The organism is Devosia pacifica, from assembly GCF_014652635.1.
GTDB lineage: Bacteria > Pseudomonadota > Alphaproteobacteria > Rhizobiales > Devosiaceae > Devosia > Devosia pacifica.
Genome location: NZ_BMZE01000002.1, coordinates 1,041,339 through 1,065,046, shown reverse-complemented (window position 1 = coordinate 1,065,046; position 23,708 = coordinate 1,041,339). Strand labels below are relative to the sequence as shown.

Annotated in this window: 28 protein-coding genes; 16 read left to right on the top strand and 12 right to left on the bottom strand. The window is 62.1% G+C overall.

Translation table 11 applies throughout. The features are described from left to right. Position 1: 1 nt before the first annotated feature. Positions 2-1,216, top strand: coding sequence for a sensor domain-containing phosphodiesterase (locus tag IE127_RS12320; RefSeq protein WP_244640149.1), 1,215 nt, complete (start codon positions 2-4; stop codon positions 1,214-1,216). Positions 1,217-1,403: 187 nt separating this feature from the next. Here IE127_RS12320 and IE127_RS12315 read toward each other — a convergent pair whose 3' ends face one another. Next, entirely contained in the window at positions 1,404-3,746 is a 2,343-nt protein-coding gene (locus IE127_RS12315) for a phage tail tape measure protein (protein ID WP_189425948.1), read from the bottom strand. A 156-nt stretch (positions 3,747-3,902) separates the two neighbouring features. On the opposite strand from IE127_RS12315, the gene IE127_RS12310 reads away from it, so the two are divergent. Next, positions 3,903-4,133, top strand: coding sequence for a hypothetical protein (locus IE127_RS12310; protein WP_189425947.1), 231 nt, complete (start codon positions 3,903-3,905; stop codon positions 4,131-4,133). A gap of 58 nt (positions 4,134-4,191) precedes the next feature. Here IE127_RS12310 and IE127_RS19820 read toward each other — a convergent pair whose 3' ends face one another. Beyond that, entirely contained in the window at positions 4,192-4,323 is a 132-nt protein-coding gene (locus tag IE127_RS19820) for a hypothetical protein (protein WP_280516652.1), read from the bottom strand. Between the two features lie 8 nt (positions 4,324-4,331). Then, on the bottom strand, positions 4,332-4,649 hold the full coding sequence (locus tag IE127_RS12305) for a phage tail assembly protein (protein ID WP_189425946.1): 318 nt from the start codon (positions 4,647-4,649) through the stop codon (positions 4,332-4,334). Positions 4,650-4,878: 229 nt separating this feature from the next. Here IE127_RS12305 and IE127_RS12300 point away from each other — a divergent pair, with 229 nt between their 5' ends. Further along, positions 4,879-5,115 (top strand): hypothetical protein, encoded by a 237-nt coding sequence (locus IE127_RS12300; protein ID WP_189425945.1) that lies wholly within the window; start codon positions 4,879-4,881, stop codon positions 5,113-5,115. A gap of 6 nt (positions 5,116-5,121) precedes the next feature. On the opposite strand, the gene IE127_RS12295 is transcribed toward IE127_RS12300, so the two are convergent. From IE127_RS12295 to IE127_RS12270, 6 genes are all read right to left on the bottom strand, one after another. Further along, positions 5,122-5,640 (bottom strand): phage major tail tube protein, encoded by a 519-nt coding sequence (locus IE127_RS12295; RefSeq protein ID WP_189425944.1) that lies wholly within the window; start codon positions 5,638-5,640, stop codon positions 5,122-5,124. Positions 5,641-5,706: 66 nt separating this feature from the next. Next, entirely contained in the window at positions 5,707-6,930 is a 1,224-nt protein-coding gene (locus tag IE127_RS12290; RefSeq protein ID WP_189425943.1) for a phage tail sheath protein, read from the bottom strand. A 121-nt stretch (positions 6,931-7,051) separates the two neighbouring features. After that, positions 7,052-7,504 (bottom strand): hypothetical protein, encoded by a 453-nt coding sequence (locus tag IE127_RS12285; RefSeq protein ID WP_189425942.1) that lies wholly within the window; start codon positions 7,502-7,504, stop codon positions 7,052-7,054. Beyond that, entirely contained in the window at positions 7,501-7,929 is a 429-nt protein-coding gene (locus IE127_RS12280; protein WP_189425941.1) for a hypothetical protein, read from the bottom strand. Before IE127_RS12280 ends, IE127_RS12285 begins: the two co-directional genes overlap by 4 nt. After that, entirely contained in the window at positions 7,929-8,654 is a 726-nt protein-coding gene (locus tag IE127_RS12275) for a glycine-rich domain-containing protein (RefSeq protein ID WP_189425940.1), read from the bottom strand. The genes IE127_RS12280 and IE127_RS12275 overlap by 1 nt, the downstream gene beginning before the upstream one ends. Continuing rightward, positions 8,654-9,850 (bottom strand): hypothetical protein, encoded by a 1,197-nt coding sequence (locus tag IE127_RS12270; RefSeq protein ID WP_189425939.1) that lies wholly within the window; start codon positions 9,848-9,850, stop codon positions 8,654-8,656. Before IE127_RS12270 ends, IE127_RS12275 begins: the two co-directional genes overlap by 1 nt. A gap of 168 nt (positions 9,851-10,018) precedes the next feature. Between IE127_RS12270 and IE127_RS12265 the strand changes: the two genes are divergently transcribed. From IE127_RS12265 to IE127_RS12220, 10 genes are all read left to right on the top strand, one after another. Further along, positions 10,019-10,495 carry a DUF2285 domain-containing protein gene (locus IE127_RS12265; protein ID WP_189425938.1) on the top strand — a complete coding sequence of 159 codons (477 nt, stop codon included), beginning with the start codon at positions 10,019-10,021 and terminating at the stop codon, positions 10,493-10,495. 128 nt (positions 10,496-10,623) lie between these two features. After that, the gene (locus IE127_RS12260) at positions 10,624-10,896 is read left to right on the top strand and encodes a helix-turn-helix transcriptional regulator (RefSeq protein WP_189425937.1); all 273 of its coding nucleotides are present in this window, start codon (positions 10,624-10,626) and stop codon (positions 10,894-10,896) included. Between the two features lie 8 nt (positions 10,897-10,904). Then, complete coding sequence (locus IE127_RS12255) at positions 10,905-12,083, top strand: replication initiator protein A (protein ID WP_189425936.1); 1,179 nt, start codon at positions 10,905-10,907, stop codon at positions 12,081-12,083. After that, positions 12,080-12,718 (top strand): ParA family partition ATPase, encoded by a 639-nt coding sequence (gene parA, locus IE127_RS12250; protein ID WP_189425935.1) that lies wholly within the window; start codon positions 12,080-12,082, stop codon positions 12,716-12,718. The genes IE127_RS12255 and parA overlap by 4 nt, the downstream gene beginning before the upstream one ends. Next, entirely contained in the window at positions 12,715-12,966 is a 252-nt protein-coding gene (locus tag IE127_RS12245) for a ribbon-helix-helix protein (RefSeq protein WP_189425934.1), read from the top strand. The genes parA and IE127_RS12245 overlap by 4 nt, the downstream gene beginning before the upstream one ends. After that, entirely contained in the window at positions 12,963-13,484 is a 522-nt protein-coding gene (locus tag IE127_RS12240) for a DUF2840 domain-containing protein (RefSeq protein ID WP_189425933.1), read from the top strand. Before IE127_RS12245 ends, IE127_RS12240 begins: the two co-directional genes overlap by 4 nt. After that, entirely contained in the window at positions 13,481-14,026 is a 546-nt protein-coding gene (locus IE127_RS12235) for a S26 family signal peptidase (protein WP_189425932.1), read from the top strand. The genes IE127_RS12240 and IE127_RS12235 overlap by 4 nt, the downstream gene beginning before the upstream one ends. Positions 14,027-14,074: 48 nt before the next feature. Then, positions 14,075-14,410 carry a DUF736 domain-containing protein gene (locus tag IE127_RS12230; protein ID WP_189425931.1) on the top strand — a complete coding sequence of 112 codons (336 nt, stop codon included), beginning with the start codon at positions 14,075-14,077 and terminating at the stop codon, positions 14,408-14,410. A 3-nt stretch (positions 14,411-14,413) separates the two neighbouring features. Next, positions 14,414-15,181 carry a lytic transglycosylase domain-containing protein gene (locus tag IE127_RS12225; RefSeq protein ID WP_189425930.1) on the top strand — a complete coding sequence of 256 codons (768 nt, stop codon included), beginning with the start codon at positions 14,414-14,416 and terminating at the stop codon, positions 15,179-15,181. Between the two features lie 243 nt (positions 15,182-15,424). After that, entirely contained in the window at positions 15,425-17,164 is a 1,740-nt protein-coding gene (locus tag IE127_RS12220; RefSeq protein ID WP_189425929.1) for a relaxase/mobilization nuclease domain-containing protein, read from the top strand. 41 nt (positions 17,165-17,205) lie between these two features. On the opposite strand, the gene IE127_RS12215 is transcribed toward IE127_RS12220, so the two are convergent. After that, positions 17,206-17,613, bottom strand: a complete 408-nt coding sequence (locus IE127_RS12215; RefSeq protein WP_189425928.1) for a MerR family transcriptional regulator — start codon at positions 17,611-17,613, stop codon at positions 17,206-17,208. 66 nt (positions 17,614-17,679) lie between these two features. Here IE127_RS12215 and IE127_RS12210 point away from each other — a divergent pair, with 66 nt between their 5' ends. The 3 genes from IE127_RS12210 (at position 17,680) to IE127_RS12200 (ending at position 20,989) form a co-directional block, all read left to right on the top strand. Continuing rightward, the gene (locus IE127_RS12210; protein WP_189425927.1) at positions 17,680-18,327 is read left to right on the top strand and encodes a cation efflux transmembrane domain-containing protein; all 648 of its coding nucleotides are present in this window, start codon (positions 17,680-17,682) and stop codon (positions 18,325-18,327) included. A gap of 244 nt (positions 18,328-18,571) precedes the next feature. Then, positions 18,572-20,557 carry a conjugal transfer protein TraG gene (locus IE127_RS12205; protein WP_189425926.1) on the top strand — a complete coding sequence of 662 codons (1,986 nt, stop codon included), beginning with the start codon at positions 18,572-18,574 and terminating at the stop codon, positions 20,555-20,557. A gap of 3 nt (positions 20,558-20,560) precedes the next feature. Continuing rightward, positions 20,561-20,989, top strand: a complete 429-nt coding sequence (locus IE127_RS12200) for a hypothetical protein (RefSeq protein ID WP_044410271.1) — start codon at positions 20,561-20,563, stop codon at positions 20,987-20,989. A 119-nt stretch (positions 20,990-21,108) separates the two neighbouring features. Here IE127_RS12200 and IE127_RS12195 read toward each other — a convergent pair whose 3' ends face one another. Both IE127_RS12195 and IE127_RS12190 read right to left on the bottom strand, forming a co-directional pair. Beyond that, positions 21,109-22,119 (bottom strand): NAD-dependent epimerase/dehydratase family protein, encoded by a 1,011-nt coding sequence (locus IE127_RS12195; protein ID WP_189425925.1) that lies wholly within the window; start codon positions 22,117-22,119, stop codon positions 21,109-21,111. 36 nt (positions 22,120-22,155) lie between these two features. After that, positions 22,156-23,679 (bottom strand): multicopper oxidase family protein, encoded by a 1,524-nt coding sequence (locus tag IE127_RS12190; RefSeq protein ID WP_189425924.1) that lies wholly within the window; start codon positions 23,677-23,679, stop codon positions 22,156-22,158. Between the last annotated feature and the right edge of the window lie 29 nt (positions 23,680-23,708).

Genomic DNA, 23,708 nt, shown 5'->3' with positions numbered 1-23,708 from the left:
GATGCGTGACCTCGCGCGCTCTATCGACAATGACCTAGATAGCAGTATCGACAATGACCTAGATAGCAGTTCGGGGGGCGACCTCGTACAGAGGGCTCTTTCGACGATACGGAAGCATCTCAACATGGAAGTCGCTTATCTTTCGAGAATCGAAGGCGACAGAACTGTCTTTCAGCGCGTTGACGCACCGGGACTAGAGGCGGTCATCCAGCCGGGGCAAAGCATGCCACTGGATGCCGTATATTGCGGTCATATCCTCGAGGGGCGTTTGCCTCAATTGATGCCGGACACCGCAGATTTTCCTTCTGCGCGCGAAATGCCGATTACGCAGCAGGTACCGATTGGCTCGCATATCAGCATTCCAATCCGCCGCCCAAACGGAGAACCATATGGCATGTTCTGCTGCTTGAGCCGCAAAGCCAATGGCAGTCTCAACGATCGTGACCTCGACACTATGCGGATGTTTGCCGATCTTGCCGCCGAGGTGGTGATTGCCGAGGAAGAGCGGGACCATGTCCACAACACTGCTCGCGAGCGCATCGCGGCACTTCTGGCGAGGGGCAGCTTCTATCCAGTCTTTCAGCCGATCGTCGAGCTGGATACAGGCAGGCCGGTTTTTTTCGAAGCCCTGACTCGCTTCGATGCAGAGCCCATGCGCACTCCTGACACGTGGTTTAAGGAGGCCGAGGCGGTCGGCAAGGGCATTGCGCTTGAGGCGGAGACGATGCGGTCGGCGCTGGAGTGCCTTGAAACACTCCCCATGAATACGCGCCTATCTCTCAACGTATCTCCAGCCGCGCTGCATGACCCTGAGATCGTTGAGCTGCTCGCCAACAACCGTCTTGAACGTGTCATGGTTGAGGTTACTGAGCATGCAATTGTCGAAGACTATCTCACTCTAAAAGAGGCGCTTTCGAAGCTGCGTGCCCTTGGTGCGTACATAGCCATCGATGACGCCGGAGCGGGTTATTCGAGCTTTCAGCATATTGTCAACTTGCAGCCTGAGATCATAAAGCTCGACATGAATCTCACACGCGATATTGACAGCGATCCGTCACGGCGCAGCCTAGCGAGCGCAATGGTATTCTTTGCAAAGGAGACGGGCGCTCGCATCGTTGCAGAGGGCGTCGAGACAGAGGCGGAGGCGGCCACGTTGAAAACCTTAGGCATCGATTTGGCACAAGGCTACCTGTTTGGACGCCCGCTCAAGAGGTGAAATGAACCAGAGTGGCCGGTTTCCACCTTCAATGCTCCGTTGCTGGATGAAGGATATCCCAGGCGGGATGACCGGCATGGCTGGTCCAGACTTCCAGGTTTTTGGATCGGACTACTGAACGCACTAACGTCTTCAAGGTTGTCGACACAACAATGGACCTTCGTCGTGGGTTCTCAAATAGGCCGTTCTACCCCCTATATTCGATGTCGGCGTGGATGCCGTCAAACGCCTGCCCAACCCTGTCGTTGAGCTGACGGATCACCTCATCGACGATCGCTGTCGGGTTCTGCACGCCGTTGATCACGATGTCGCCGAACTGGATTGGCCCGCGTCCACCTACCATTCGTGATGTCTGGTTGGCAGTATGGACAAAGCCGGACCGGTTTGGCGTGATCAGCTCCGGCCCATGTTCCCCAACGAGATAAGTCTTGCCGCCAAGAATGCCCCCCCCGGCAGCCTTAGTTCCATCAATGGCCGCTGAGGCAGCACCTGCTGGAACGTTTAGCCCCGCATCCACGTCATTGTTGATCAGTGCGCCACGGCCGTCGCCTCCAACTTGACCGGCATCACCGCCCATGCCGAGCAGACGAGCGCCCTCCTTCATGAGCCAATCGAGCCACTCAGGCGGATCAGGCCAGTCGATCGAGATGCCAAAGTTCGCGACAGACCCGATAATATTCTTGAGCCACTCGATGATCTCGGGAACAGCAATTTCTGCGAACCCAATCGCCAAAGAGATGCCGGTCGCCGCCATATCCTTGATCCACTGGATGGCTTCAGGCAGCGTTAAACTTCCGAGCGCGTTGGCAAGCTCGCCAGCCTTGGCAGCAGCGCTGCCAACTGCCGACATGATCGACTGGATGCCCTCGACCACGGTGCGGATCGCATTGGCTACTGTGCCGCCAAGGGTTTCGCCCCAGCTTCTCCATTCGCCCTCGCTGGCATCGACGGGTCCGACGAGCCCTTTGACCCAACCGAGCAGCTCGGAACCCGCATCGACCACCGGCCCGAGCACTGGCATGATCGGTTCGATCGCCGCCATGAAGGCAGAGCCGAACCCTTCGAAGAAGGCGGTTAGCCCTTTCCAGTTGTTGTAGATCCACATGCCGGCGAGCGCGATCCCTACAAGGATCGCCCCGATGCCGGTGCCGATCACCGCGAAGCGCAGCGCTACCATAGCGCCCTTCACCAGATTGATCGGGTTCAGCAAACTCAGCATTGCCGCAGCGCCACGGGTCGCAAACAACGCGATATCGATCAATCCACCCTTGAGGAATAGAAAGCCCCAACGAGCAGCAACGGAAGCAACGCGGACAGCTACCAGCGATCCCACAAGGGCAATGATCGCCTGAACGATCGCAGGATTCTGCGCAGCAAAATCGGCAATCGCAATCAGTACCGGCCCGATGGCATCGGCGAAGGCGTTGAGCGCGGGCAGCAGCGCATTGCCGATCGCTATCGAGATGGCATGTGCTTTGTTTGCCAGCAGCTGCATATTGTTCGCAGTGGTGGCAGCGCGTGCGGCGTATTCTTCTTCGGTCGAACCGAGATATGCCGTCTTATCAGCGACAGATTGGAGCGCGTCGTCGTAAAGATCAATCTGCGTCACCAGCGGCTGCAGCGCCCGCGCTTCGTCGCCGAAGATCTCGGAGAGCGTGTTTGCGCGCAGGTGCTCGGGTAGCTCGTTGATCCGGACGATCACATCGCGCAGCGTGCCGACAGCATCCTCGTTGAACTGGCGCGCCACTTCTGTGACATCGAGGCCTAGACGCTGAAAGGCAGCGGCTTGGCCTTTGGTTGCCGAGGATCCGCGCGATAGCGCTCTGCCGACATTTCGGAACGAAGTCGCCGCCACCTCAGCACCTGCGCCTGCCGCGATCATTGCCGAGCCGATCGCCGCCGTCTGTTCAGAGGTGAAGCCGAAGAACTCGCCGGTCGAAGCAACCCGCTTCATAAAGTCAACGATATCGGGCGCAGCCGATGCAGAGTTGTTCGACAGGTGGTTGATGGCATCGGCCAATGCGCCGGTTTCGGCGACGGTCAGGTTGAGCTGCGTCTTGATCTTCGCAAGCGCTTCGCCGACCTCGTTGCCGGACATATCGAAGGCAACGCCAACCTTGCTGGCAATCTCGGTAAACGCCAGAAGATCTTTGCCTGCCATACCGGCCTGCCCGGCTGCCGCGACGATAGCCGCAATATCGTTCGCCGCCATCGGCAAGCGCATCGACATGGCAACGATGTCTTTGCTCATGGCCTGAAAGGCCTCTGGCGTTTCGAAGTCCACTACCTTGCGGATATCCGCCATGGCGCTTTCGAACTCGATAGCTGCTCTTACCGGTGCGGCGACGGCTTTGGCCATTGCATAGGCCGCAGCTGCAGCATCGACCATACGGCCGCGCATGGCATCCATCTCGGCACGGTTGGCCCGCTGCGCCGACTGCAGGTTGCGCACCGTTCCTGCGATCGAACGTGCAGGTGCCGTCACCTCATCAATCAGACTGACGATGAGCTGAGAGGTCAGGGTTGCCATGAATGGACTTTCTTCTGCGCGTCAGCGTAGTCTGCCAACAGTGGAAGAGGAGAACTTGCCAATGCGAAGGTTCGTATTTGCAGTGAGCGCTTTGCTTGTGACGCACACCTTGCGTTCGCTGACGCGCTGGATGATGCGAAAGACGGCCTGGAGCTAATGTTCATCAAACAGGAACGTTGGCAGGCAGTTCTCTGCAACTGGGGAGACTACGAAGAACATCGAGTGGTTCACTGCCACCCCTCATGGGACGACAGCTATGGCGGCCTCTTCATTGTGCAGGAGGTCGAAGGCACAGCTGTTGCGTACCCGATCAACGGCAAAGCGAAGCAGTATACGCAAGGTGCGCGTGCAACTTTGGTAGACGGAACACCACTCCCTATTGAATAGTGGGAAGGGCCGCCAATCGATATCGCGGCAGCTAGAGCTGTCGCGACAAGGTGGTAAGCTAACGCCTCTTCCCTCCCCGTCCCCTGTTCTCCCGCGATAGCTGTCCGCCGAGCGCGCGGGAATAGTCGATCAGCTTGTCGATATCCCAATCCTCGACGGCATCGACAGGCGAATTGCCGTGTCGGGCCATGGCAAGGATCACGTCGCGCCAGGCGACGGGCTCTTCTCCATGGCGGCTTCCAGTGCCGCCGCCGCGCGCTTTCCCATCAGGGGCGCCACCTTTGCGCCGATCTCTGAGATATCCTCCATGTCGAGTTCGAGGATCACCTCGACAGGCACATCAGCGAGGGCAGCAAACATCTTGTAGCCTGCCATCACCTCAATGGTCTCACCTTCACCAACGAGAGTGTCGCGCGCTTTCATGCGACGGAAGGTGAGTTCGGTGTAGGTCACGCCGTCATAGGTGACGGGTTCGGACAGCGGCACGGTGACGGTTTGCGGTCGGGATTCTGTCATGTGTTTGCTACTTTCTAGAGGCTTGGTTTCTATGTGGAGGATCAAATATGCGCGTCTTTATAGTCACGGCGTTTCTGGCCATCGGGTTTGGCTGGACGATGGCCCCTGCGGCCGCACAATCGATGGATGCTTCCAATTACCTACTGGAGTGTCCCGAGCCGGACGATCCCGATCGTGATGGTGTTCAGGAAGTCGCGAGCTGTTTCCCGATTACCTTGCCGGCGCATACATGGCCGACTATCAGGACACGCGGAACTTGTCGTTCTGTCTCGCCACAGGTTGTGACGGGGCCGTCCGTATCGATAGACGCGAAGCATGTGCATGGCGCGCTATCGCCTACGGGTTGGCGCCCACCGCCGAAGATAAGATCCTTGATCTTCAGACGATGGAAAATCACTGCGCCAATGTTAGCGATCTTGAGGTCCGAGCCTTCCTTGATGCGATCCTGCAGAATGTGGGGCCGTGAGAGTCCTTAAGCCCCCAGAGCCCGACGCTCATCGGCGAAGAGATCGACGCCGGCAACGCGCACGACCCGCTCCCAAAAGTCCCAGTAGAACAGCTCTTCATCACCGAGCGTCAGCTCGTAGTGCGTCACCTCGGTGAAGCTGTGGTTACAGCCCTGGAACTCTGCAGGATCGCTTTCGTCAGGCTCCCACATGGTGATCGCGCCTTCGATGAGGCCGCGACCACCGATCGAGACCGAGCCGCCGGAGCGCTTCTCGCGATAAGCGCCGGCGAACGTCCAGCGTTCCACCTGCCCCATGCCGCGAAAGATGTCCCGGTCGATGCCTTTGGCTGAGAACTTCGGCTCGGGCGCCTGAATTCGTGGAATGGCGAAGTTCACCGCACCGACACCACCACCCGGGTTGTGCTCCGCATTGGCGAACTGGATGGAAGGCAGGGTAAGCGACGAAATGGTCGCTGCACGAGACGACCCGGTCTCGGTAGCACGGCGCAGGTCGACGGCCGTCAGCAGGTATAGCGGCTGCATGTTAGGTCCTCAAATGGGATAGCAACAGGGAGTGGACGGCGAAGCGCAACAGCGCCGTCAGGAATGTCAGCTCACAGCGTTGAGCCGCGCGATAATCTCGGCCACCAGCCCTTCGACTGCAGGCCGGTAGCGCCGAACCTCGTGGTGCGCGACCTTGAAGGCCGGCGCCGGTTCGATACCGAGATTGACGGTCAGGTGGCCGAGGCGGATCTGCTCGGGGCTGTTCTTGTCGGCGCGGAAATCGACCTCATAGCCGAGAATGTCGTTATCGGCCTTATGGTCGCGCAGCGTGAACTTGATTGAATTGAGCCAGGCCTCCGCCAGATCGGCCGTGATCTTCTGGCCGAGAAACTGCCTCGTGATCTGCATCAGCTTGACAGTTAGATAGTCGGCGCCACGCACCTGGTGGATCTGTTTCCACAGTTCGCCAGTCGTGGTGTTGTCGGTGCCGATGAACACAAACCCGCCGTCGGCGATCGCGCCATCGACGCCGCTCTCGCCACTGGCAACCATCGAAACCTCGCTTTCGAGCAGCTGCTGGCCCTCGGTCGAGCCATCGAGCAGCGAGAACGGGATCTTGCGGCTGAGCGCGGCCAGGCCATAGACGGCACGGTTGGCGATTGGGTCGAACGGCTTGGCCTCGTTGAGGTTGTCGACGCGGATGAAAAGACCGATCACACGCGGCCCCATGGCCCGTGTCACCAGGTTCGAATCCTCATAGACCCGCGCCGCGATGCCGACCGGCAGCAGCCGCTCTGAGTTCATCGTCTCGCGCGCATCTATGGCATTCGCCGCCGAGGTGTCATCGACATCGACAACAGCGATGGCCAGCAGCTTCTCACACGCCGCCGGCAGTGCCGCGACGATCGGATTGGTCGTGTCGAGATCGACCCGCCAGGCGGTGCGACCGCACCAGATTAGCCGCGGCGTTGCGTTCACTTGCGACGGGATTGTCGCGATGCCGGTCAGCACATCGACGATATTGGCGGCCGTGTCGGCAACCGCGTCCTCTTCCTTGACGCGTACCACCGTGATGTCAGCGCCGGCATTGAGCCCGGTCAGCTGAGCGTTGATACCGGCAACGGCATCGGCCAGCAGCCCGGTCCCAAGCTTCGCCACCATTGCGGTATCGCTCGAGGAGAAGCGAACCGCGGTATCGAGCGGGAATGCCGTAGCATCTGCATCCTCGGAAGTTTCGATGAGAAGTGCCTTGGAAAAGTCGGCGCCGAGAACCGGTACCGGCTCATCAGCCGGGCACGAAAAGGTCATGCCGAAAACCGGTGCGGTCATCGGGTCTCTCCTTCAATGTTTGGATGATCAGGACTGCAGCTCGTTAATCGGCTGGTCAGGAAAACAAGGCACTGTGAGTTCGAGCGCAATCTAGTCTTGCGTATGCGCCACCCTGCTCTCGTCATGAAAAAGCCCGGCTCTCAGGCCGGGCTTTCGTCAGGTATCGATGTAGCCCCGAAGGGCTCATCCGCTGCGGCTCTGGTATGCCTAAAGCCGCTGCGCAGATCTCCGAGCAGAACCATCGGTTCGACCAATGCCAGTCGATCGGGATGACCTGGCTGAGAACTATGCCGAGCCAGTCATAGCGAGCGCCGATCCAGCCACGGATGAACATGGCTGCGTGGTCGGCATCGCCGGGCACGGTCACGAGCGTCCAGTGCTTCGGGTCGAGTGCCAGGCGCTTCTCGCGAACGCCACCATCGCGTGGAGACGACGAGAGGATGATCACCTCGCCCGGCCACGTTTCGGGATCGCCGACGACGAGTTCAACATGACTATAGGCGCCACACGTCCACCAGTGGATCAGCTTGTCGAACCAGTCGCCCTCGCCATTGTAGAACGCGAGGGTGATCATGGCGCCAGCACCTCTTGCGCGCGGGCCTCGGTCAACAGCTCCTGCTGCACGAGGTATCCCATTCCGGCCGTGAGGTTCGGATCGCCGAGCTCGATATAGGCGAGCCGCGGATCGTTGATGATCGCGAACCAGTCCTCGATCACGAGGTCAGTCTTTGCTGCCTGACGAATACCGATGCGCTCCTGAGGCGTGAAGCGCATGAGGAACAGCGGCGTGTCGATGCGGACCGGCGCTTGTGGTTCGAATTCGGGCTGCGTTGCTGGTGCCTGCCACCCGCCCTCGCCATCGGATGCCCAGCCGGGGCCGATCTCGTCAGAGGCGAACACGCTGGCACCGGGAAAGATCGCCTGCGCGGCTTCAACGCCTTCTGCCTCGATGACGTTGTCGATGACGCCATTGCTGTCTTGATCGATTGCTATGCGCATTATGCAGCACCCTTCAGAACGCGAATGATCACGCGGCCATTGCCGCCCTTGCCCGCCGTACCTGACGCGGTAGCCCCGCCCGATCCGCCGGGATTTTCGCCGTCAAATGTTCCTCGGGTTCCCTGGACGTTGCCCGATCTGTCACGGATGTCGCCGGCTTTCCCACCGAACAGCGTGTCCTTGCGATAGCCGATGCTTGAATCTCTGAAGTACCCTGCACTCCCCCCGCACATGAAAAACAGTGCCGGGCGGTAACCTGTTTCGGTCGAGTTGTTGCCGATCTGGGCGTCGTAAACATCCATTGCGCGCCAGTCGATGGCACTGGAGATCCGCGGCACAAAAGCATTGTTGAACGTGCTGGTGGGGTAGTCGACGTCGTAATATCCCCCCGATCCGCCTTGCAGAAATACGCCTGCAAATTCGGTGCCCCCGCCACTGCCCCCGTTCGGCGCGCCGCCTGAACCGACGATAACGGGCTGCGACGCGGCTAAGTGGCGCGCGAAAACTCTGAAGCGCACATATGACCCAGGCTGGCCGCTCCAAACGTATCTACCGCTACCGCTATACGAATAGCCTCCGCCAGCCGCGCCGTGCATTTCGATTTCGACAATGTCACCTGCCGCCGCGTCTTCGTGCTTCGTCCATGTGCCGGAGGCATCGAAAACTTGTTCATCCAGGATGCCGCTGACGCTGCCACCACCCATAAGCTCTGACAGATTGGCCATCAGGCGATGCTCCCAGCGGTAACGCGCCAGGTGTTGCCGACATAGGTCAGCGACACGATGCGCAAATCTTCATCGATCACGAGGTTTTCCGAGAGCCCGGCAATGGTCTTGCCGTTGCGGTTGATGGTGACAAGGTTGGCGCCTACACGCGCCACCTGCACTTCCGCGCCGGTTGTGGGGTTCGACGGCAGCGTCGCTGTGCGGGCTGCAGCATCGGTCATCACCCAGGCCCGCTGCCCCGGCACCAGCGTGACGTTGGTCGACACCTGCGTTGCAGCGATCGGCGCCTTGGTCGCAAGGCTGTTGAGCACTGTCGTGGCGAAGTTCGGATCGTCGCCGAATGCCGCAGCGAGTTCGTTCAGCGTATCGAGCGCACCAGGCGCACCGCCAATGAGAGCATTGACCGCATTGGCGATCAGTGTCTCGACCTGGCTCCTCGTGTAGGTCTCGCTCTTTGAATAGAACGAGGCCGGGTCGAACAGAGCCGCAGCTGCAGCCGAAGCCGCCGCCTGGTCTCGGAAAGTCTCGGCCGCGTTGCGATAGGTCAGCGCCTCGCCGCGCAGCGCGGTCACTGCCGCCTTGTCAGTGGCGACGGTTTGTTTATCGGCGGTGACAGCGGCACGGTTCGCCGCAACCTCAGCTCGCGCCGTCTCCACGCGATCAAGCATCGCAAGTTGCGCGGCCGTCGAGCCCGCAAGTGCCCCGATATCCCAATCGTCATGCTCAAGGCCGTCGCCGCTCGTGGCGACAACCTGAACCTGCAGCTCTCTCGTCACCCGATTGTACGGCGCCATCAGCTTGACAACGGCCCAATCGTCGACCGAGCCGCGCTTCTGCACCGACAGCATCGGGCTTGGCGTGAACAGCTCGCTTTGCACACCGGCATCGGTCACAAAGGTGATGTTCGCACCTTCACTGAGCGTTGCCGGCGTGCTGCTCGACACCACCAGGAACCCAAGCTCGAGCACCTGCCCCAGCTTTTCAAAAGCTGGAGCGAGAACGACGTCGATCCGGGTGAGGCCCTGACGGGTGACGGTGTCGACCGCCTCAAGCCAGGAGGCACGAAGCTGCTCGACGACATGCAGGCGCCCGTCGAGCCGTGCAAAGATCGGATTGAAGTAGTCAGCACTGAGGATCGTGCCGTTCTTGCCGTCCCGCATTGCCGGCAGGTTCGGGCTTCCGAACTCGATGGCCATATGGCGTTACTCCGCGAGTTTGCCCGCCGCTGCCAGCTCGTCGCGCAGTTCGGGTGAGACCTTGGTGGTGCCGGGACGCAGCTTCAGCCCCGGCAGGTCGTGTTTTTCGATAAGCGTGACGCTCACCATCCAGGCGTCCTTATTCTGACCGCTCAGACGTCCCCCACCATGCCCACGGTAAATGTCACCATCGTTCCCGCCGACACCAGGGCGGCGGATGAGGGTCTGTATATCCACTTCGCCATTGGCGCCGCACAATTCGTAGCGGTCTGCCCTGACAGCCGCCCGCCAAACGGTCCGGTCGCGGCCATCACGCTGATCGACCAGTTTATCCGGGATCGCGCCGATACAATAATCCGGTTTCGCGATGCTGCCCTCCACCACCGTGCCGCGCCGGACAGGCGGATAACGCATCAACGCAGACAGCGCCTTATAGAGAGCCTCCGCGCGATCGACGGTCGACAGGCAGGAGCCACTTATCAAGAAATCGCCGAAGCTGTCTTTGGCGCCGCGCCAGTCAACTCCATAACCTGGAAATCCGCCCCCCTTCGCGACACCGTGATGCGCCGCGTCGCCGCCGGCTTCGATCTCATGGCCGGCGGTTATCGCAGGCTTCTTCTCGGTCACCGCCCCGACCTGAGCTAACCGCCGATCGGGGTGCGATTCCTGTCTAGAATCTTCGCACTCCCCCGCGCCCTTTCTTCTCCGCCACCGTGACCCTCGCGCCCCCGCCGATATCCGGCTGCGCCAGCAAGGATCATGGAGGCACGATCATGTCCGCAGCCATCGCCGGCATCCCGCCGCGCTATCTGAGAACGCCTGAGGCGGCCCGGTTCCTCAGCCTTTCCGCCCGAACCCTGGAGAAACACCGCACCTATGGTACCGGTCCGGCCTACCGCAAACTTGGTGGCCGGGTCGTCTATTCCGTCGACGACCTGCAGGCCTGGGCGGAACGTGGCGTCAAGCAATCCACCTCCGACCCCGGCATCGGCTCGGTCCTTCCGGCCAAGCGTCATGACGATCCGTCATCTGCCGAGAACCGCTGATTACTCCCATGACGGCGCGGCCCCGCAGATCGGAACGGGAGCAGCTTGAGCTGTTCCGCGCTCTGCCGAGCGATCTCGCGCCACGCGACGCGCAGGACCTCATGGCCTATCCCTTCTTTTCCCTCTCCAAGTCCCACCGCGTCGAGCCGATCGACTTCCGAGCGGGCGAGATCGCCATCCGCGTAGAAGCCGTGCCAGAGCATGGCATGGCCACAATCTGGGATGCGGACATCCTGATCTGGGCGGCCAGCCAGATCGTCGAGGCGCGCGACAACGGCTTTCGCACGTCGCGCCTGATCGCAACCACCCCATACGAAATCCTGACCTTCATCGGACGTGGCACCGGGGCGCGCGACTATCGCCGGCTGAGGGCCGCGCTCGACCGCCTTCAGTCGACCACGGTCGCGACCACCTTGCGGCAGCCGCCGACGAATCCTCGAAGCCGCAATGAGCCCAACTCTGTTGCACCAGCGACCGGTCGGCGCATGCACCGCTTCTCCTGGATCAACGAATGGACCGAACGCGCCGACGCGTTTGGCAATCCGGATGGCATCGAACTCATCGTGCCGGACTGGTTCTACAAGGCGGTGCTGGACGAGGCGCTCGTTCTCACCATCGACCGCGCCTATTTCGGCCTTACGGGCGGGATCGAGCGCTGGCTGTACCGGATCGTGCGGAAGCATGGCGGCCGGCAGAAGCGTGGCTGGCGGTTCGACTTCCGGCACCTTTACGTCAAATCCGGGAGCCTCTCCCCGTTCAAGCGCTTCGCCTTCGAACTGCGCGCGATCATCCAGCGACAACCGCTACCCGGCTACTCCCTGTTTCTCGAGATCGAGGCGGGCGGGCGCACGCTGCTCGCCTTCGAGCCGGCGCCCTGTGGACAGGATGTGGAAGCCGTCGTGCTATCGGGAACCCGGACTATCGTGCCATCGGGAACCGACCCATCGTGCTATCGGGAACCCAAACCGCATCTAACCTCTTCCGCACAAAGCGAAAATCGACCCCTTAACTTAGAGTCTAACAAAGAATCTAACTTTTGTAGGGGCGCGCCTTCTGGGGAAAACCGCTCTCCGACGGGCCGAAAAGAGGATGAGCACGGACGTCAGACGGCATTCTCTAAACGCGATGACGACGCTGCGGCCGCAAGCAATCTGCCTGCCCGAAACGATTCTGGAGGCGCCTCATGATCGCGGCGCTCCTCAATCAGAAAGGCGGAGTCGGCAAGACGACGCTCGCCTTGCACCTTGCTGGCGAATGGGCGCGAGGCGGAAGCACCGTCACCCTGATCGATGCCGACCCGCAGGGATCGGCGCTCGACTGGTCCGAACGGCGCAGCCACGAGGGTCTGCCACGACGCTTCGGCGTCATTGGCCTGGCGCGGGATACGCTCCACCACGAAGCGCCTGAACTCGCCCGCACTGCCGATCATGTCGTCATAGACGGTCCGCCGCGTGTCGCGGGACTGATGCGCTCGGCGCTACTTGCCGCCGACGTCATTCTCATTCCGGTTCAGCCGTCGCCCTTCGATGGCTGGGCCTCGGCGGAGATCCTGCGCCTGATCGAGGAGGCCCGGATATTCCGTCCACAGCTCGCCGTACGCTTCGTGCTCAACCGCTGTCCGGCACGAACCATCATCGCGCGCGAGACCGGCGATGCGCTCGCTGACCAGGACCCGCCGGCTCTTAACGCGACGATCGGCCAGCGCGTCATCTTCGCCTCGGCTGCTCAATCCGGCCGCCTCGTTTGCGAATGCGACGCAGACAGCATCGCCGCGCGGGAAGTGGCGGCGTTGGCGGCAGAGATCGGAAGGCTCGCGCCATGAGCGACCGGCCAAACCGCCGCGCCTTCGCCGCTCGGCCGGGCGATCCCGAGCAGTGGATCAGGTCCGACGACACTGCTCCCCGTGACGGCAAGCCCTCCGGATTCACCGCGCGCCTGACCATCGACATCACGCCCGAGTTGCGCGGGCGCATCAAGATCGCTGCCTTCCAGCGCGGCGTCACCGTCGCCGACATGCTGCGCGACCTACTCGCACGCGAATTCCCCAATGACGAAGGAGATCCATCATGACCGGCACAACAGCCCCCAGTGTTGGCGCAAGTCCGATGCCCTCCGCACACAATTCCGACGCGCTTACGCATGTCGAACTGACCTGGGTCGAAGGCAGGATCGAATACTGGATCCGCTTCGGCCGCGGGGCCGGCGAGCGGATCGTCGACCGCCGCCGACGCGTCGTTTCCTTCCGTCCCGGCGCCGTCTTTGCATTCGTGCGATGGGCGGCCAACGACTACGGCACCGTCATCTCGCGCATCGACATCGTGCGTGCCGTCGAACCCGGCGTCGCTTATCAGACGCTGCCTTTCGTGCGCCCCGGCGGGGAAATCCTGCTCAAGATCGAAGGCTGGCCGAAGGTCGAGAAGGTGCTCCAGCACATCGACGCGGTGGAAGCCGCCGACGTCGATCCCTGCGACGCCGCCCCCGATCACTGGCGCCATGTGGCGCACCGGATGAGCGCCGGCCAGGAACCGCGTCCCTACACGCGGGAGCGTCATCAGGCCTGGCTCAAGCGGCGGGAGATCGAACGATGACCCGCTTCGGCTATGTCATGCTGACCACCTTCACCGCCATGGGCGTCGCTGCGGCCGCGATCGTTCCGACATCGCTCAAGCTCGTCTGGAACGTGTCGGCCAGCGCACCGATCGGCCTTTATCGGATCGAGCCCGCCGCGCATCTCGATGTCCCCGATCTGGTCGCCGTGATGCCGCCCGAGCCGCTCGAGGACTTCATGGTCGAGCGCGGTTATATCGGCCGCGACGTGCCGATCCTGAAGCGCGTCCTCGGGCTGCCGGGACAGCGCATATGCCGGATCGGCAGCACCGTCATGGTCGACGGAATCGTGATGGGCGAAGCGCGCGACCGCGATCGCCTGGACCGCCCGCTGCCGGTTTGGAGCGGCTGCCGCACCGTCGCCGAAGACGAGCTCTTCCTCATGAACTGGCAAGTCCCCGACAGCCTCGACGGGCGGTATTTCGGATCGCTTTCGGCGACGACCGTCATCGGCCGGGCTGTCCCTCTCTACACCGACGAAGACGGCGATGGCCGCTTCATCTGGCGCGCGCCGACGCGGTGACGACGCACGCTTTCTCGCAATCCCACCGCATTCAAACAGGAGTTCACCATGCCCCAAATCGGACAATTCACGCGCACACCAGACGGCTACAGCGGTCGCATGCGCTCGCTGTCCTTCGACTGCGCGCTCACCTTCGTCACGGCCGAAAACGCCGACAGCGAGAACGCACCGGCCTACCGCCTTCATCTCGGCGACGAGACCGGCCCCGAGGTCGGCGCCGGCTGGAAACATACCGGCGACCGCGCCGGCACGTTCATCTCCGTCGTCCTCGATGACCCGGCATTCGCGTTTCCGGTGCGTGCCCGGCTGTTCCAGTCGGACGAGGATGGACGCGACTGGGGTCTGCACTGGACCCGCCCGAAGAAGCGCGACGAGCAGGACTGATCGATGCCGCTCATCGGTCCGTCAGCACCATTGCGGCGGTGCGGTCCCTGCGGCCGCATCGTCCTCCTTCTCCTTTCCGGCCTGGTCATCACCACCCTCGACATCGGCGGCGCATCCGCACAGCCGGCGCCGGCCGGGCGACACGAAGTCCGCGATCCCATTGCCGCCCATATTGCTAAGGCGGCGCAGCGGTTCGGCATTCCAGAGCACTGGATCGTCGCCGTCATGCGTGTCGAAAGTGCAGGCAACACGCGCGCGGTCTCAAGCGCAGGAGCACAGGGATTGATGCAGGTCATGCCGGCGACTTGGGAAGACCTGCGCATTCGACATCGGCTCGGCTCCGATCCCTTCGACCCGCGCGACAACATCCTGGCGGGCGCGGCCTATCTGCGCGAGATGTACGACCGTTACGGCACGATCCCGGCGATGCTCGCGGCCTACAATGCGGGACCGGATCGCTACGACGAGCATCTCGCGACGGGCCTTCCGCTGCCCGCCGAAACGCGCGCCTATGTCGATCTGCTTGCACCGGCGCTGGGCGCAACGTTGCCATCGCCCGGCGCTCCGGCTGTACCCTCACCGCCACCCGACTGGCGCGAAGCGCCGCTGTTCGTCCCGCGCTCAGTTGACCGCCGGACAGTCGCGGACCGCGCCATAGTCAAGCAGACGGATGGCGCCTCTGCTTCCATGCCGGTGCAGCGCGATACCGAGGATCATTCCCACCCGAAAGCGATCTTCGTTGCTCAGGACGACACGGGGGGTGAACCATGACGCGTTGCAGCCCTGATCGAATAATTTCTGGCTCTGGCGTGACATGGAGTGCGCGAAGAGGAGTCGCAGGAACCACAACCGACCGATGGCAGGATAAAAGGGCGCACATTGTGCGCTGGTCGGTCGGTTGTTTTTGCAGGTTTTTCTGGCGCGTTCCGCACATTGCCCAGCCTCGCCGCAATGTGCGCAGAGTGCTCAACATCTCGGCTTTGCTCGGGTTTCCGCACATTGCGGCACCATGCCATGGCCGATGACGGCGAGTTCCGCATTCGGCCTGGCCGTATCCGTTCGACCCGTGCGCAGGCGGCGCGTCCCTTCATCGCCCAGGCGCTGGCGGCCGCGAAGAAGGCAGGCGGCGGCGTCTCGCGATCCGGGCGCATCACGTCCGGCAACCGCTCGCGCTTCGGCCACGGCCAGCGGGCCAGCATCCAGGCCAATCGCTTCATCACCGCGCGCTCACGTGGCGCGGTCATCAAGGCGCGCGTGGTTCGCCGCTCAGGACGCACCGCCCCGCTCGGAACCCATCTCGACTATCTGCGCCGCGACGGCGTCACCCGGGACGGGGAGAAGGCGCGTTTGTTCGGGCCGGGAGAGGAGGAAGCGGACGGCCCGGCCTTTGCCGAGCGCTGCGAGGATGATCGGCATCATTTCCGCTTCATCGTTTCGCCTGACGATGCGCTGGAAATGTCGGATCTGCGATCCTTCACCAACGATCTGGTCGGACAGATGGAAAAGGATCTCGGCACCGAGCTCGACTGGGTGGCCGTCGATCACTGGAACACCGAACACCCGCATGTCCATCTGATCGTGCGCGGCGTGCGCCAGGACGGCGAGGACCTCGTCATCTCGCGCGACTATATCAAGGAAGGCATGCGCGACCGGGCACGCGATCTCATAACCCAGGAGCTTGGCCCGCGCACCGATCTCGATATCCGCCGGTGCTTGGAAAACCAAATCGAGACTGAGCGCTGGACCCAACTCGACCGTCAGCTTGTGCGTGACGGCCGGCGTACTGGAGTTATCGACCTCGCCCCGCAGCCGGGCGAACAGCCCGATGAATTCCATGCGCTGAAGGTCGGGCGCCTGCGCAAGCTGGAAACACTGGGCCTCGCCGAGCAGGTCGGCCCCGGTCAATGGATGATCGGCGACAAGGCCGAGGTGACACTGCGCGAGCTCGGCGAGCGCGGCGACATCATCAAGCGCATGCACCGCGCGTTGACCGAGCGCGGCATCGAGCGTGGATCGGCGGACTACGTGTTGGCAGCCGAAAGCCTCGACGCGCCCATCGTCGGGCGTCTGGTCGAGCGCGGGCTCGACGACGAGCTCAGGGGCACGGCCTACGCCGTGGTCGACGGCGTTGACGGGCGGAGCCATCACGTCAAGCTCGCCGATCTCAACGCCGCCGGCGACAGCGCTCCGGGCTCGATCGTCGAACTGCGCGCCTATGACGATTCCCGCGGGAACCGCCGCGTCGCGCTCGCGGTGCGCTCCGATCTCGACATCGAGCGACAGGTGACCGCCTCCGGGGCGACCTGGCTCGACCGGCAGAATATCGCGCGCGAGCCCGCGGTCCTGTCCGAAAGCGGGTTTGGCGCGGAGGTACGCAGTGCCCTCGACAGGCGGGTCGACCATCTGATCGGGGAAGGGTTTGCCGAGCGACAGGGCCGGCGGATCGTTTTCAGCCGCAATCTGATCGACACGCTGCGACGGCGCGAGGTGGACGAAGTCGGCGAAAAGCTGGCGGCGAAAACCGGGCGGCTCTTCCAGCACGTCGGCAACGGCGAGTACGTCGCCGGCGCCTATCGCCAGCGCCTGACGCTCGCCTCTGGTCGCTTCGCGATGATCGACGACGGGCTCGGCTTCCAGCTCGTGCCCTGGACGCCATCGATGGAGAAACATCTCGGCCGCCATATCTCCGGCGTCGCGCGCGGCGACGGTGGTGTAGATTGGAGCTTCGGCCGCAAGCGGGGGCTGGGGCGGTAGTACTCGCAGACGCGCCGACGCTTGTCAGGTCGCCATCAGTTTCACGTTTCGCTGAGCGCCTCGATGATGCGACAATTCGAAATGTGGGTCGCGCCGTCGCAGCTTGCGCTGATGCGACGAAGCTGGTCGGCAAGAGATTTGAGATCGGCGATCTTGCGCTCGATCTCGTCGAGATACTCTCGGGTCAAGGCGTCAACTTCCGCGCAAGGGCGTTCCTCGTCCGAGGACAGAGCGACAAGTTCCTTGACCTGATCCAGAGATAAGCCCAGCGCCCGGCATCGACGAATGAAGCGAAGCCGGTCCAATTCAGCTTGACCATAGACGCGGTAGTTTCTCGCGCTGCGCCCGGCTTCGGGCAAGAGGCCGATTTTCTCGTAGTAGCGGATCGTCACGACCTTTGTGCCCGTGTGCCGCGCAAGATCGCCAATTTGATAGCCGTCGTCACGCATCGCTTGACCCTATAGTTACTATAGACGCTAGAGAATAGCGCAAAATCGAAAATATGGGAGTCGCCTATGGCCTGCTGCTCATCCGAAACCTGTGCCTCGTCGTCCAACAACGGCTCACCGCGCTTTCGCCGTGTGCTCTGGATCGTCCTCGCCATCAATGCCGGGATGTTTATCGCCGAGATCGTGGCTGGCCTTGTCGCCGGCTCCGCGGCGCTTCAGGCCGATGCGCTGGATTTCTTTGCAGACGCCGCGAACTACGCCATCAGCCTGGCTGTTTTCGGGTCAAGCCTGCGTTGGCGCGCTGGAGCGGCATGGGTGAAGGGAGCGTCGATGGGGATCTTCGGGCTCTGGGTACTAGCGACCGTTGTCTGGCACTTGGCCAACGGCTCGGTGCCTCATGCGGCTACGATGGGGATAATCGGCACGCTTGCATTGGTGATGAATGTCGCATGTCTGTTCCTGCTGACGGCCTTTCGAGAAGGGGATGCCAACATGCGCTCTGTGTGGATCTGTTCCCGAAACGACGTGGTCGCTAACGTGGCCGTTCTGCTCGCAGCTCTGGGCGTGTTCGGCACCGGAACAGGCTGGCCGGATTTCGTCGTAGCCAGCCTCATGGCGGGGCTCGCGATACACGGCGCCGCGACCATCCTCCGAGACGCCTCGCGCGAGTGGCGGGAGGCCGGGCGCGTTCATGGCGTCCACATGTTGCGGTAAAAAGCCGTCTCGTTGATCCGTGGAGACCCTTGTACGCGCTGCAGGTCCCTCGCTGCGATCACCTGACCAATTTCACAGCCAATAATCGGTGCCCCATTTCAACTGACGAATTGTTTTCTTAAGTTTCCGTCCCACCCGCCGTTGTTTATCCGTTGGTCGCCGTTCTTACGATCCGTGAGAAAATGGACTTGTTGTCCCTGATCATGCCGCTCAGCGTTCCGATATTTGCGCGAGACTGGAAGCCATGTCAGGAACGAGAATCCTCTGGGGGCAAATCCCCGTCGTTTTCACCATCGTCCTCACCACTACCTGGGTGGCGACAGAGTGGACCGCCTGGCGCTTTGGCTTTCAGGCCCAGCTCGGCGCGCCCTGGTTCGAAGTCGGAGGGTGGCCGATTTACTATCCACCCGCGTTCTTCTGGTGGTGGTATTTCTACGATGCCTATGCCCCGCCGATCTTCATTGAGGGAGCCATCATTGCTGCCTCGGGAGGCTTCCTGGCAATTGCTGTAGCCATTCTTATGTCGGTCTGGCGTGCTCGCGAGGCGCCGAACGTTTTCACCTATGGATCGGCAAGGTGGGCGAAAGCTGATGAGATCAAGTCTGCCGGTCTGCTTGGCCCCGATGGCGTCGTCCTGGGTAAGCTCAAGGACGACTATCTTCGGCATGAGGGACCGGAGCATGTGTTGTGCTTCGCGCCGACCCGCTCGGGTAAGGGCGTCGGTCTGGTCATTCCGTCGCTTCTGACTTGGCCGGGCTCGGCCATCGTCCACGACATCAAGGGGGAGAACTGGCAGCTCACGGCAGGCTTTCGCGCCCGGCACGGCCGCGTGCTCCTGTTCGACCCAACCAACCCCGAGTCCTCCGCCTACAATCCTTTGCTCGAAGTTCGACGCGGCGAATGGGAAGTGCGCGACGTTCAGAACATAGCCGACATCCTCGTCGATCCCGAGGGTTCGCTGGAAAAGCGCAATCACTGGGAGAAGACCAGCCACGCACTTCTGGTCGGCGCCATCCTCCATGTCCTTTATGCCGAAAAGGACAAGACACTCGCTGGCGTCGCCGCTTTCCTGTCCGATCCGAAACGCCCCATCGAATCCACGCTCGCCGCCATGATGAAGACGGCGCATCTTGGCGAAGCCGGGCCGCATCCGGTTATAGCCAGCGCGGCACGCGAACTCCTTAACAAGTCCGACAATGAACGCAGCGGCGTCCTTTCCACCGCCATGTCGTTCCTCGGGCTCTACCGCGATCCTGTCGTCGCGAAGGTGACGCGCCGCTGCGACTGGCGGATCACCGATATGGTTGGCGGCAAGCGCCCGGCAACGCTCTATCTCGTCGTGCCGCCCTCCGACATCAATCGGACCAAGCCGCTCATCCGCCTCATCCTCAATCAGATCGGCCGGAGGCTGACCGAAGACCTGCAGGCCAGGACCGCGCGACACAAATTGCTCCTCATGCTGGACGAGTTTCCGGCACTCGGCCGCCTCGACTTTTTCGAGAGCGCGCTCGCCTTCATGGCAGGCTACGGGCTCAAGAGCTTTCTGATCGCGCAGTCGCTGAACCAGATCGAGAAAGCCTACGGGCCGAACAATTCGATCCTCGACAATTGCCACGTCCGGGTGAGCTTCGCGACCAATGACGAACGCACCGCCAAACGGGTATCAGACGCCCTCGGCACGGCGACAGAGATGCGGGCGATGAAAAACTATGCCGGGCACAGGCTCTCGCCCTGGCTCGGTCATCTGATGGTGTCGCGGCAGGAAACGGCTCGGCCGCTTCTGACGCCTGGCGAGGTCATGCAACTCCCGCCGGCGGAGGAAATCGTCATGGTCGCGGGCATATCGCCGATCCGCGCGAAGAAAGTTCGCTACTACCAGGACCCCCGTTTCCAGGATCGCATTCTGCCACCGCCAACTAAAGCAGCGCCTGTCGAGATCGAACAGGACGAATGGAGTACACTGCCATTGCCACCCAAGCCGACCCTACACGCCAACGGCTCTGGCAGCGCTGACGACGAGGAGGACACCACCGATTCCGAACGGCGCCGCCAGCCGGAGCTCGGCCGCGCCCAGCCCGTCGAGAAGAAGGAGCCAATCGAAAACGAATTCGAGATCGACCCCTTCGATGATGATCAGGAAGAAGCCGCGCGCAACAGTCGGATGTCCCGCACGATGCAAAGGGTGGCGCGGCAAGTCTCGCTCGACACCAAAGACGGAATGGAACTCTAGCCTATGCCTGCCCGAAGGAAAAAGACGCAGATCTCCGTCTATCTTGACCCGGACATCATGGCGATGCTGTCGGACTATGCAGCGCGGCGCGAGCAATCGCAGTCGATGATCGCGGAGGCGGCGATCGCCTCCTTTCTTTCGCCCGACGATGCTGAAAGGCGCGAGGCCGTCATTGCCAAGCGGCTGGATCAGATCGACCGGCGCATCTCCCGTCTGGAACGAGATCTCGGTATCTCTGTCGAAACGCTGGCCGTCTTCGTTAGATTCTGGCTCACCACGACGCCGGCACTTCCGGAACCGGCCGCCCAGGCAGCTCGCGCCAAGGCCGCAGAGCGCTACGAGTCTTTCATCACCGCGCTCGGCCGCCGTCTCGCCAAGGGACCGAAGCTTCGGCAGGAGATACCGGAAGACGTGGAGAGAGAGGCCAGGTGAGGCCAAAAAGAACTCGTGTGAAATGGACGGACGGGAACGCCTTGGCAATTTCCTATCATGCCAATGAGGCCATCACAGGATTTCTGCCGACCGTCGGGTATCCATATTAGGGGCTGCCTTTAGGCAAGGACGCTACCCTCGCCTCGCAGACCGTCAGCAAAGTCATCAATCCCGCGGATTTCTTCCAGATGATGGATGCCGGTCTGCGGCGGCTCATCAAGCATGAGCAGGATTGTTTGAGATGCCATCAGCGCAGTGATCTCCGCTTCCTTCCTGGCCTCGAATGACATGAAACGTCGAGACGGCTTTCCTTGCGTTCGACCAACGGCGGTGACCGACAATCCCACCCGGTCCGATCCGACCCGAAACTTTGAAAACAGCCATCTCATAACGCTGCGCATCCCCTGGATCCGACCAAGGTGACCGAGAAGACGCAATCCCCCTGCCGTCACAAGCGGCGTATCGAACGCAAGGCGCGTCGTCACGCGCTCATAGCCGTGGCGCCGCATCAGGACGTGCTGGTCCGCGAAATCGAACGGGATAGATGCTCGTTGAACAGATCGGCTTCCGAACGCGATCCTGCGGATTGCGGATGAGGGATACGGACGCAGGTTCTCCAATGTCCAATTCAACGCGGCCGTTCCATGAGCGTCCCCGAGACCGAGGAGGATACCGATCTCTATTTTCTCGACCTGATCCATGCCGTCTGCACAGGCCCGCGCCATGAGATTTGTCAGGCCAGGCGCGAGGCCCACGGAAAGCACGGCCCATCCACCGCTCGCAATCGCAAAGGCCTCGAGCGCCTCGATCTGCCGGAAAAGGTCGTCAGAAGCCGTTATATCGATATAGCCAAGACCCCGCTCCAGAACCGCTTCGGCGAAGGCCGGCTCATCCTGGTCCATGCAAACGACGACAACGTCTATTCCTTCAAGCGCTCCTGACCAGGTTCGCCCGTCGTTCAGGTCGATCGTCGTCCAGCGATAGCCCAGCTTCTCCGCGACGCCTTGGGCGGGCGCACGTCTCCGCCCGCCGATGGTCACGGCAGTGCAGCCCATCTGCCGCAACCGAGCCGCCATGGCGCGTCCGACCTGGCCGTAGCCTCCGACGATCAAGACACTCCGTTTACTCATCGTTAGCGCCTGATCCGATCGAAGGCCGCGCGCGCATCAGGCCGACCGGACATCGAGTTCGCTCATCATGCCGGCGGCCATGTGCGCCATGTGATGACAATGGAGCATCCAAGGCGCGACCTCACCGGCATCGAAGGCAATCGTCACCATCCCCATCGGCGGAACATGCACCGTATCACGGACGGCGCCGGCGATCCGCTGACCATTGACGTCCACGACCTGGAAAGCGTGTCCGTGGAGATGCATCGGGTGCGCCATCATCGACATGTTGTGGAACATCATCTCGACACGCTCGCCCGACATGACCGCGACCGGCGTATGGCTGCCCCAGAGTTGCCCGTTGAGCGACCACACATAAGGGCTCATCTGGCCGCCCAGCATGACCATATGCGTCCGGTCCACCGGCCGATCCGGGAGAGGATTGAGGGCACGGAGCGCCAACTCCGTCGTCATGTCGCCGGAATAGGCCGGATGCTCGGCGTCCGCCGTGGAAGAGATGCGTCGCACCTCGGCGCCGCGCGGGGCAAGCACGATACCGGTCCTTTGCGGTGCGCCTTCGCGCAAGGCCAGGACAGGCAAGACCGATCCGTCTGCTGGCATATCAATCTCGATGTCGAGCCGTTGCCCTTGAGCGAAGCCGAAGCGCGTTCCTTCCATGGGCTCTACGGCATCTCCGTCGACGGCAACCAGGCGACCGACCACCGATCCGAGATCGATCCAGAATGCCGTCATCGACGCCGCGTTGATGGCACGCAGGAGAACGCGTCCACCCCGCTCGACCGCTATCACCTCGGGATCGTCCAGGGTCCGGTCATTGGCGAGATAGGCATCGAATTCGAAGTCGTTGAGATCCATCTCCATTCCGGAGTCGTGGCCCATCCCCGCCATGCCGCCCGACATCGCGTTCGGCATTGGCATGGACATCGGATCGGATTCGTGATGCCCGACGATCCGCCGCGGGAATTCTCCCATGGAGTGGCTACCTTCCTGCACCTCGCCATGCGGCATCGCGCGGCCGGACGTGATCTCCTCAAGGACCTCTTCGCCGGAGCGGAAGGAAAAGTCATGCAGGAAGAGAACGACCTCCTGCCTGTCAGCAGCCAGATCTTCGGCACTTCGAACGATCAGGGGCGCCGCGAGCTGATCGACCTCCTGGGCCGGGACATGGCTGTGCATCCAGAACGTTCCGGTACGGGGCGCAAAATCAAAGGATCGGCTGCCGCCCGCCGGAATCATCGGGCTCGTGTTCGACACGCCGTCCTGGGCGTTCGGCGGGATCTGACCATGCCAGTGCACGATGGTCTCGACATCGAGATCGTTCGTGAGGTCGACACGAAAGCGCTGACCGGGATCGAGGATCAGTCCGGGCCTTCCGGAGCCGTCGACAAGACCCAGGACCGAGGCGGCACGGCCGTCGACTTCGATCGTGCGACGCACGGCGCGCAATGTGAACGCATTGGCCTTGGTGGAAGCTTGCGCGTACACGGTGCCGGGAAGCGACGCCATGATGCCGGCGGCAGCGCCGGATGCCAGGAAACTGCGACGTGAGAGTGGAGCCATTTTGACACCTTGAGCAAGAACGCGTTCAA

Excerpts from the sequence above, each read along its gene's own strand:
- IE127_RS12320 (WP_244640149.1), top strand. The coding sequence starts at position 2 with ATGCGTGACCTCGCGCGCTCTATCGACAATGACCTAGATAGCAGTATC.
- IE127_RS12315 (WP_189425948.1), bottom strand. The coding sequence starts at position 3,746 with ATGGCAACCCTGACCTCTCAGCTCATCGTCAGTCTGATTGATGAGGTG.
- IE127_RS12310 (WP_189425947.1), top strand. The coding sequence starts at position 3,903 with ATGTTCATCAAACAGGAACGTTGGCAGGCAGTTCTCTGCAACTGGGGA.
- IE127_RS19820 (WP_280516652.1), bottom strand. The coding sequence starts at position 4,323 with ATGGCCCGACACGGCAATTCGCCTGTCGATGCCGTCGAGGATTGGGAT.
- IE127_RS12305 (WP_189425946.1), bottom strand. The coding sequence starts at position 4,649 with ATGACAGAATCCCGACCGCAAACCGTCACCGTGCCGCTGTCCGAACCC.
- IE127_RS12300 (WP_189425945.1), top strand. The coding sequence starts at position 4,879 with ATGGCCGACTATCAGGACACGCGGAACTTGTCGTTCTGTCTCGCCACA.
- IE127_RS12295 (WP_189425944.1), bottom strand. The coding sequence starts at position 5,640 with ATGCAGCCGCTATACCTGCTGACGGCCGTCGACCTGCGCCGTGCTACC.
- IE127_RS12290 (WP_189425943.1), bottom strand. The coding sequence starts at position 6,930 with ATGACCGCACCGGTTTTCGGCATGACCTTTTCGTGCCCGGCTGATGAG.
- IE127_RS12285 (WP_189425942.1), bottom strand. The coding sequence starts at position 7,504 with ATGATCACCCTCGCGTTCTACAATGGCGAGGGCGACTGGTTCGACAAG.
- IE127_RS12280 (WP_189425941.1), bottom strand. The coding sequence starts at position 7,929 with ATGCGCATAGCAATCGATCAAGACAGCAATGGCGTCATCGACAACGTC.
- IE127_RS12275 (WP_189425940.1), bottom strand. The coding sequence starts at position 8,654 with ATGGCCAATCTGTCAGAGCTTATGGGTGGTGGCAGCGTCAGCGGCATC.
- IE127_RS12270 (WP_189425939.1), bottom strand. The coding sequence starts at position 9,850 with ATGGCCATCGAGTTCGGAAGCCCGAACCTGCCGGCAATGCGGGACGGC.
- IE127_RS12265 (WP_189425938.1), top strand. The coding sequence starts at position 10,019 with ATGCCCACGGTAAATGTCACCATCGTTCCCGCCGACACCAGGGCGGCG.
- IE127_RS12260 (WP_189425937.1), top strand. The coding sequence starts at position 10,624 with ATGTCCGCAGCCATCGCCGGCATCCCGCCGCGCTATCTGAGAACGCCT.
- IE127_RS12255 (WP_189425936.1), top strand. The coding sequence starts at position 10,905 with ATGACGGCGCGGCCCCGCAGATCGGAACGGGAGCAGCTTGAGCTGTTC.
- parA (WP_189425935.1), top strand. The coding sequence starts at position 12,080 with ATGATCGCGGCGCTCCTCAATCAGAAAGGCGGAGTCGGCAAGACGACG.
- IE127_RS12245 (WP_189425934.1), top strand. The coding sequence starts at position 12,715 with ATGAGCGACCGGCCAAACCGCCGCGCCTTCGCCGCTCGGCCGGGCGAT.
- IE127_RS12240 (WP_189425933.1), top strand. The coding sequence starts at position 12,963 with ATGACCGGCACAACAGCCCCCAGTGTTGGCGCAAGTCCGATGCCCTCC.
- IE127_RS12235 (WP_189425932.1), top strand. The coding sequence starts at position 13,481 with ATGACCCGCTTCGGCTATGTCATGCTGACCACCTTCACCGCCATGGGC.
- IE127_RS12230 (WP_189425931.1), top strand. The coding sequence starts at position 14,075 with ATGCCCCAAATCGGACAATTCACGCGCACACCAGACGGCTACAGCGGT.
- IE127_RS12225 (WP_189425930.1), top strand. The coding sequence starts at position 14,414 with ATGCCGCTCATCGGTCCGTCAGCACCATTGCGGCGGTGCGGTCCCTGC.
- IE127_RS12220 (WP_189425929.1), top strand. The coding sequence starts at position 15,425 with ATGGCCGATGACGGCGAGTTCCGCATTCGGCCTGGCCGTATCCGTTCG.
- IE127_RS12215 (WP_189425928.1), bottom strand. The coding sequence starts at position 17,613 with ATGCGTGACGACGGCTATCAAATTGGCGATCTTGCGCGGCACACGGGC.
- IE127_RS12210 (WP_189425927.1), top strand. The coding sequence starts at position 17,680 with ATGGCCTGCTGCTCATCCGAAACCTGTGCCTCGTCGTCCAACAACGGC.
- IE127_RS12205 (WP_189425926.1), top strand. The coding sequence starts at position 18,572 with ATGTCAGGAACGAGAATCCTCTGGGGGCAAATCCCCGTCGTTTTCACC.
- IE127_RS12200 (WP_044410271.1), top strand. The coding sequence starts at position 20,561 with ATGCCTGCCCGAAGGAAAAAGACGCAGATCTCCGTCTATCTTGACCCG.
- IE127_RS12195 (WP_189425925.1), bottom strand. The coding sequence starts at position 22,119 with ATGAGTAAACGGAGTGTCTTGATCGTCGGAGGCTACGGCCAGGTCGGA.
- IE127_RS12190 (WP_189425924.1), bottom strand. The coding sequence starts at position 23,679 with ATGGCTCCACTCTCACGTCGCAGTTTCCTGGCATCCGGCGCTGCCGCC.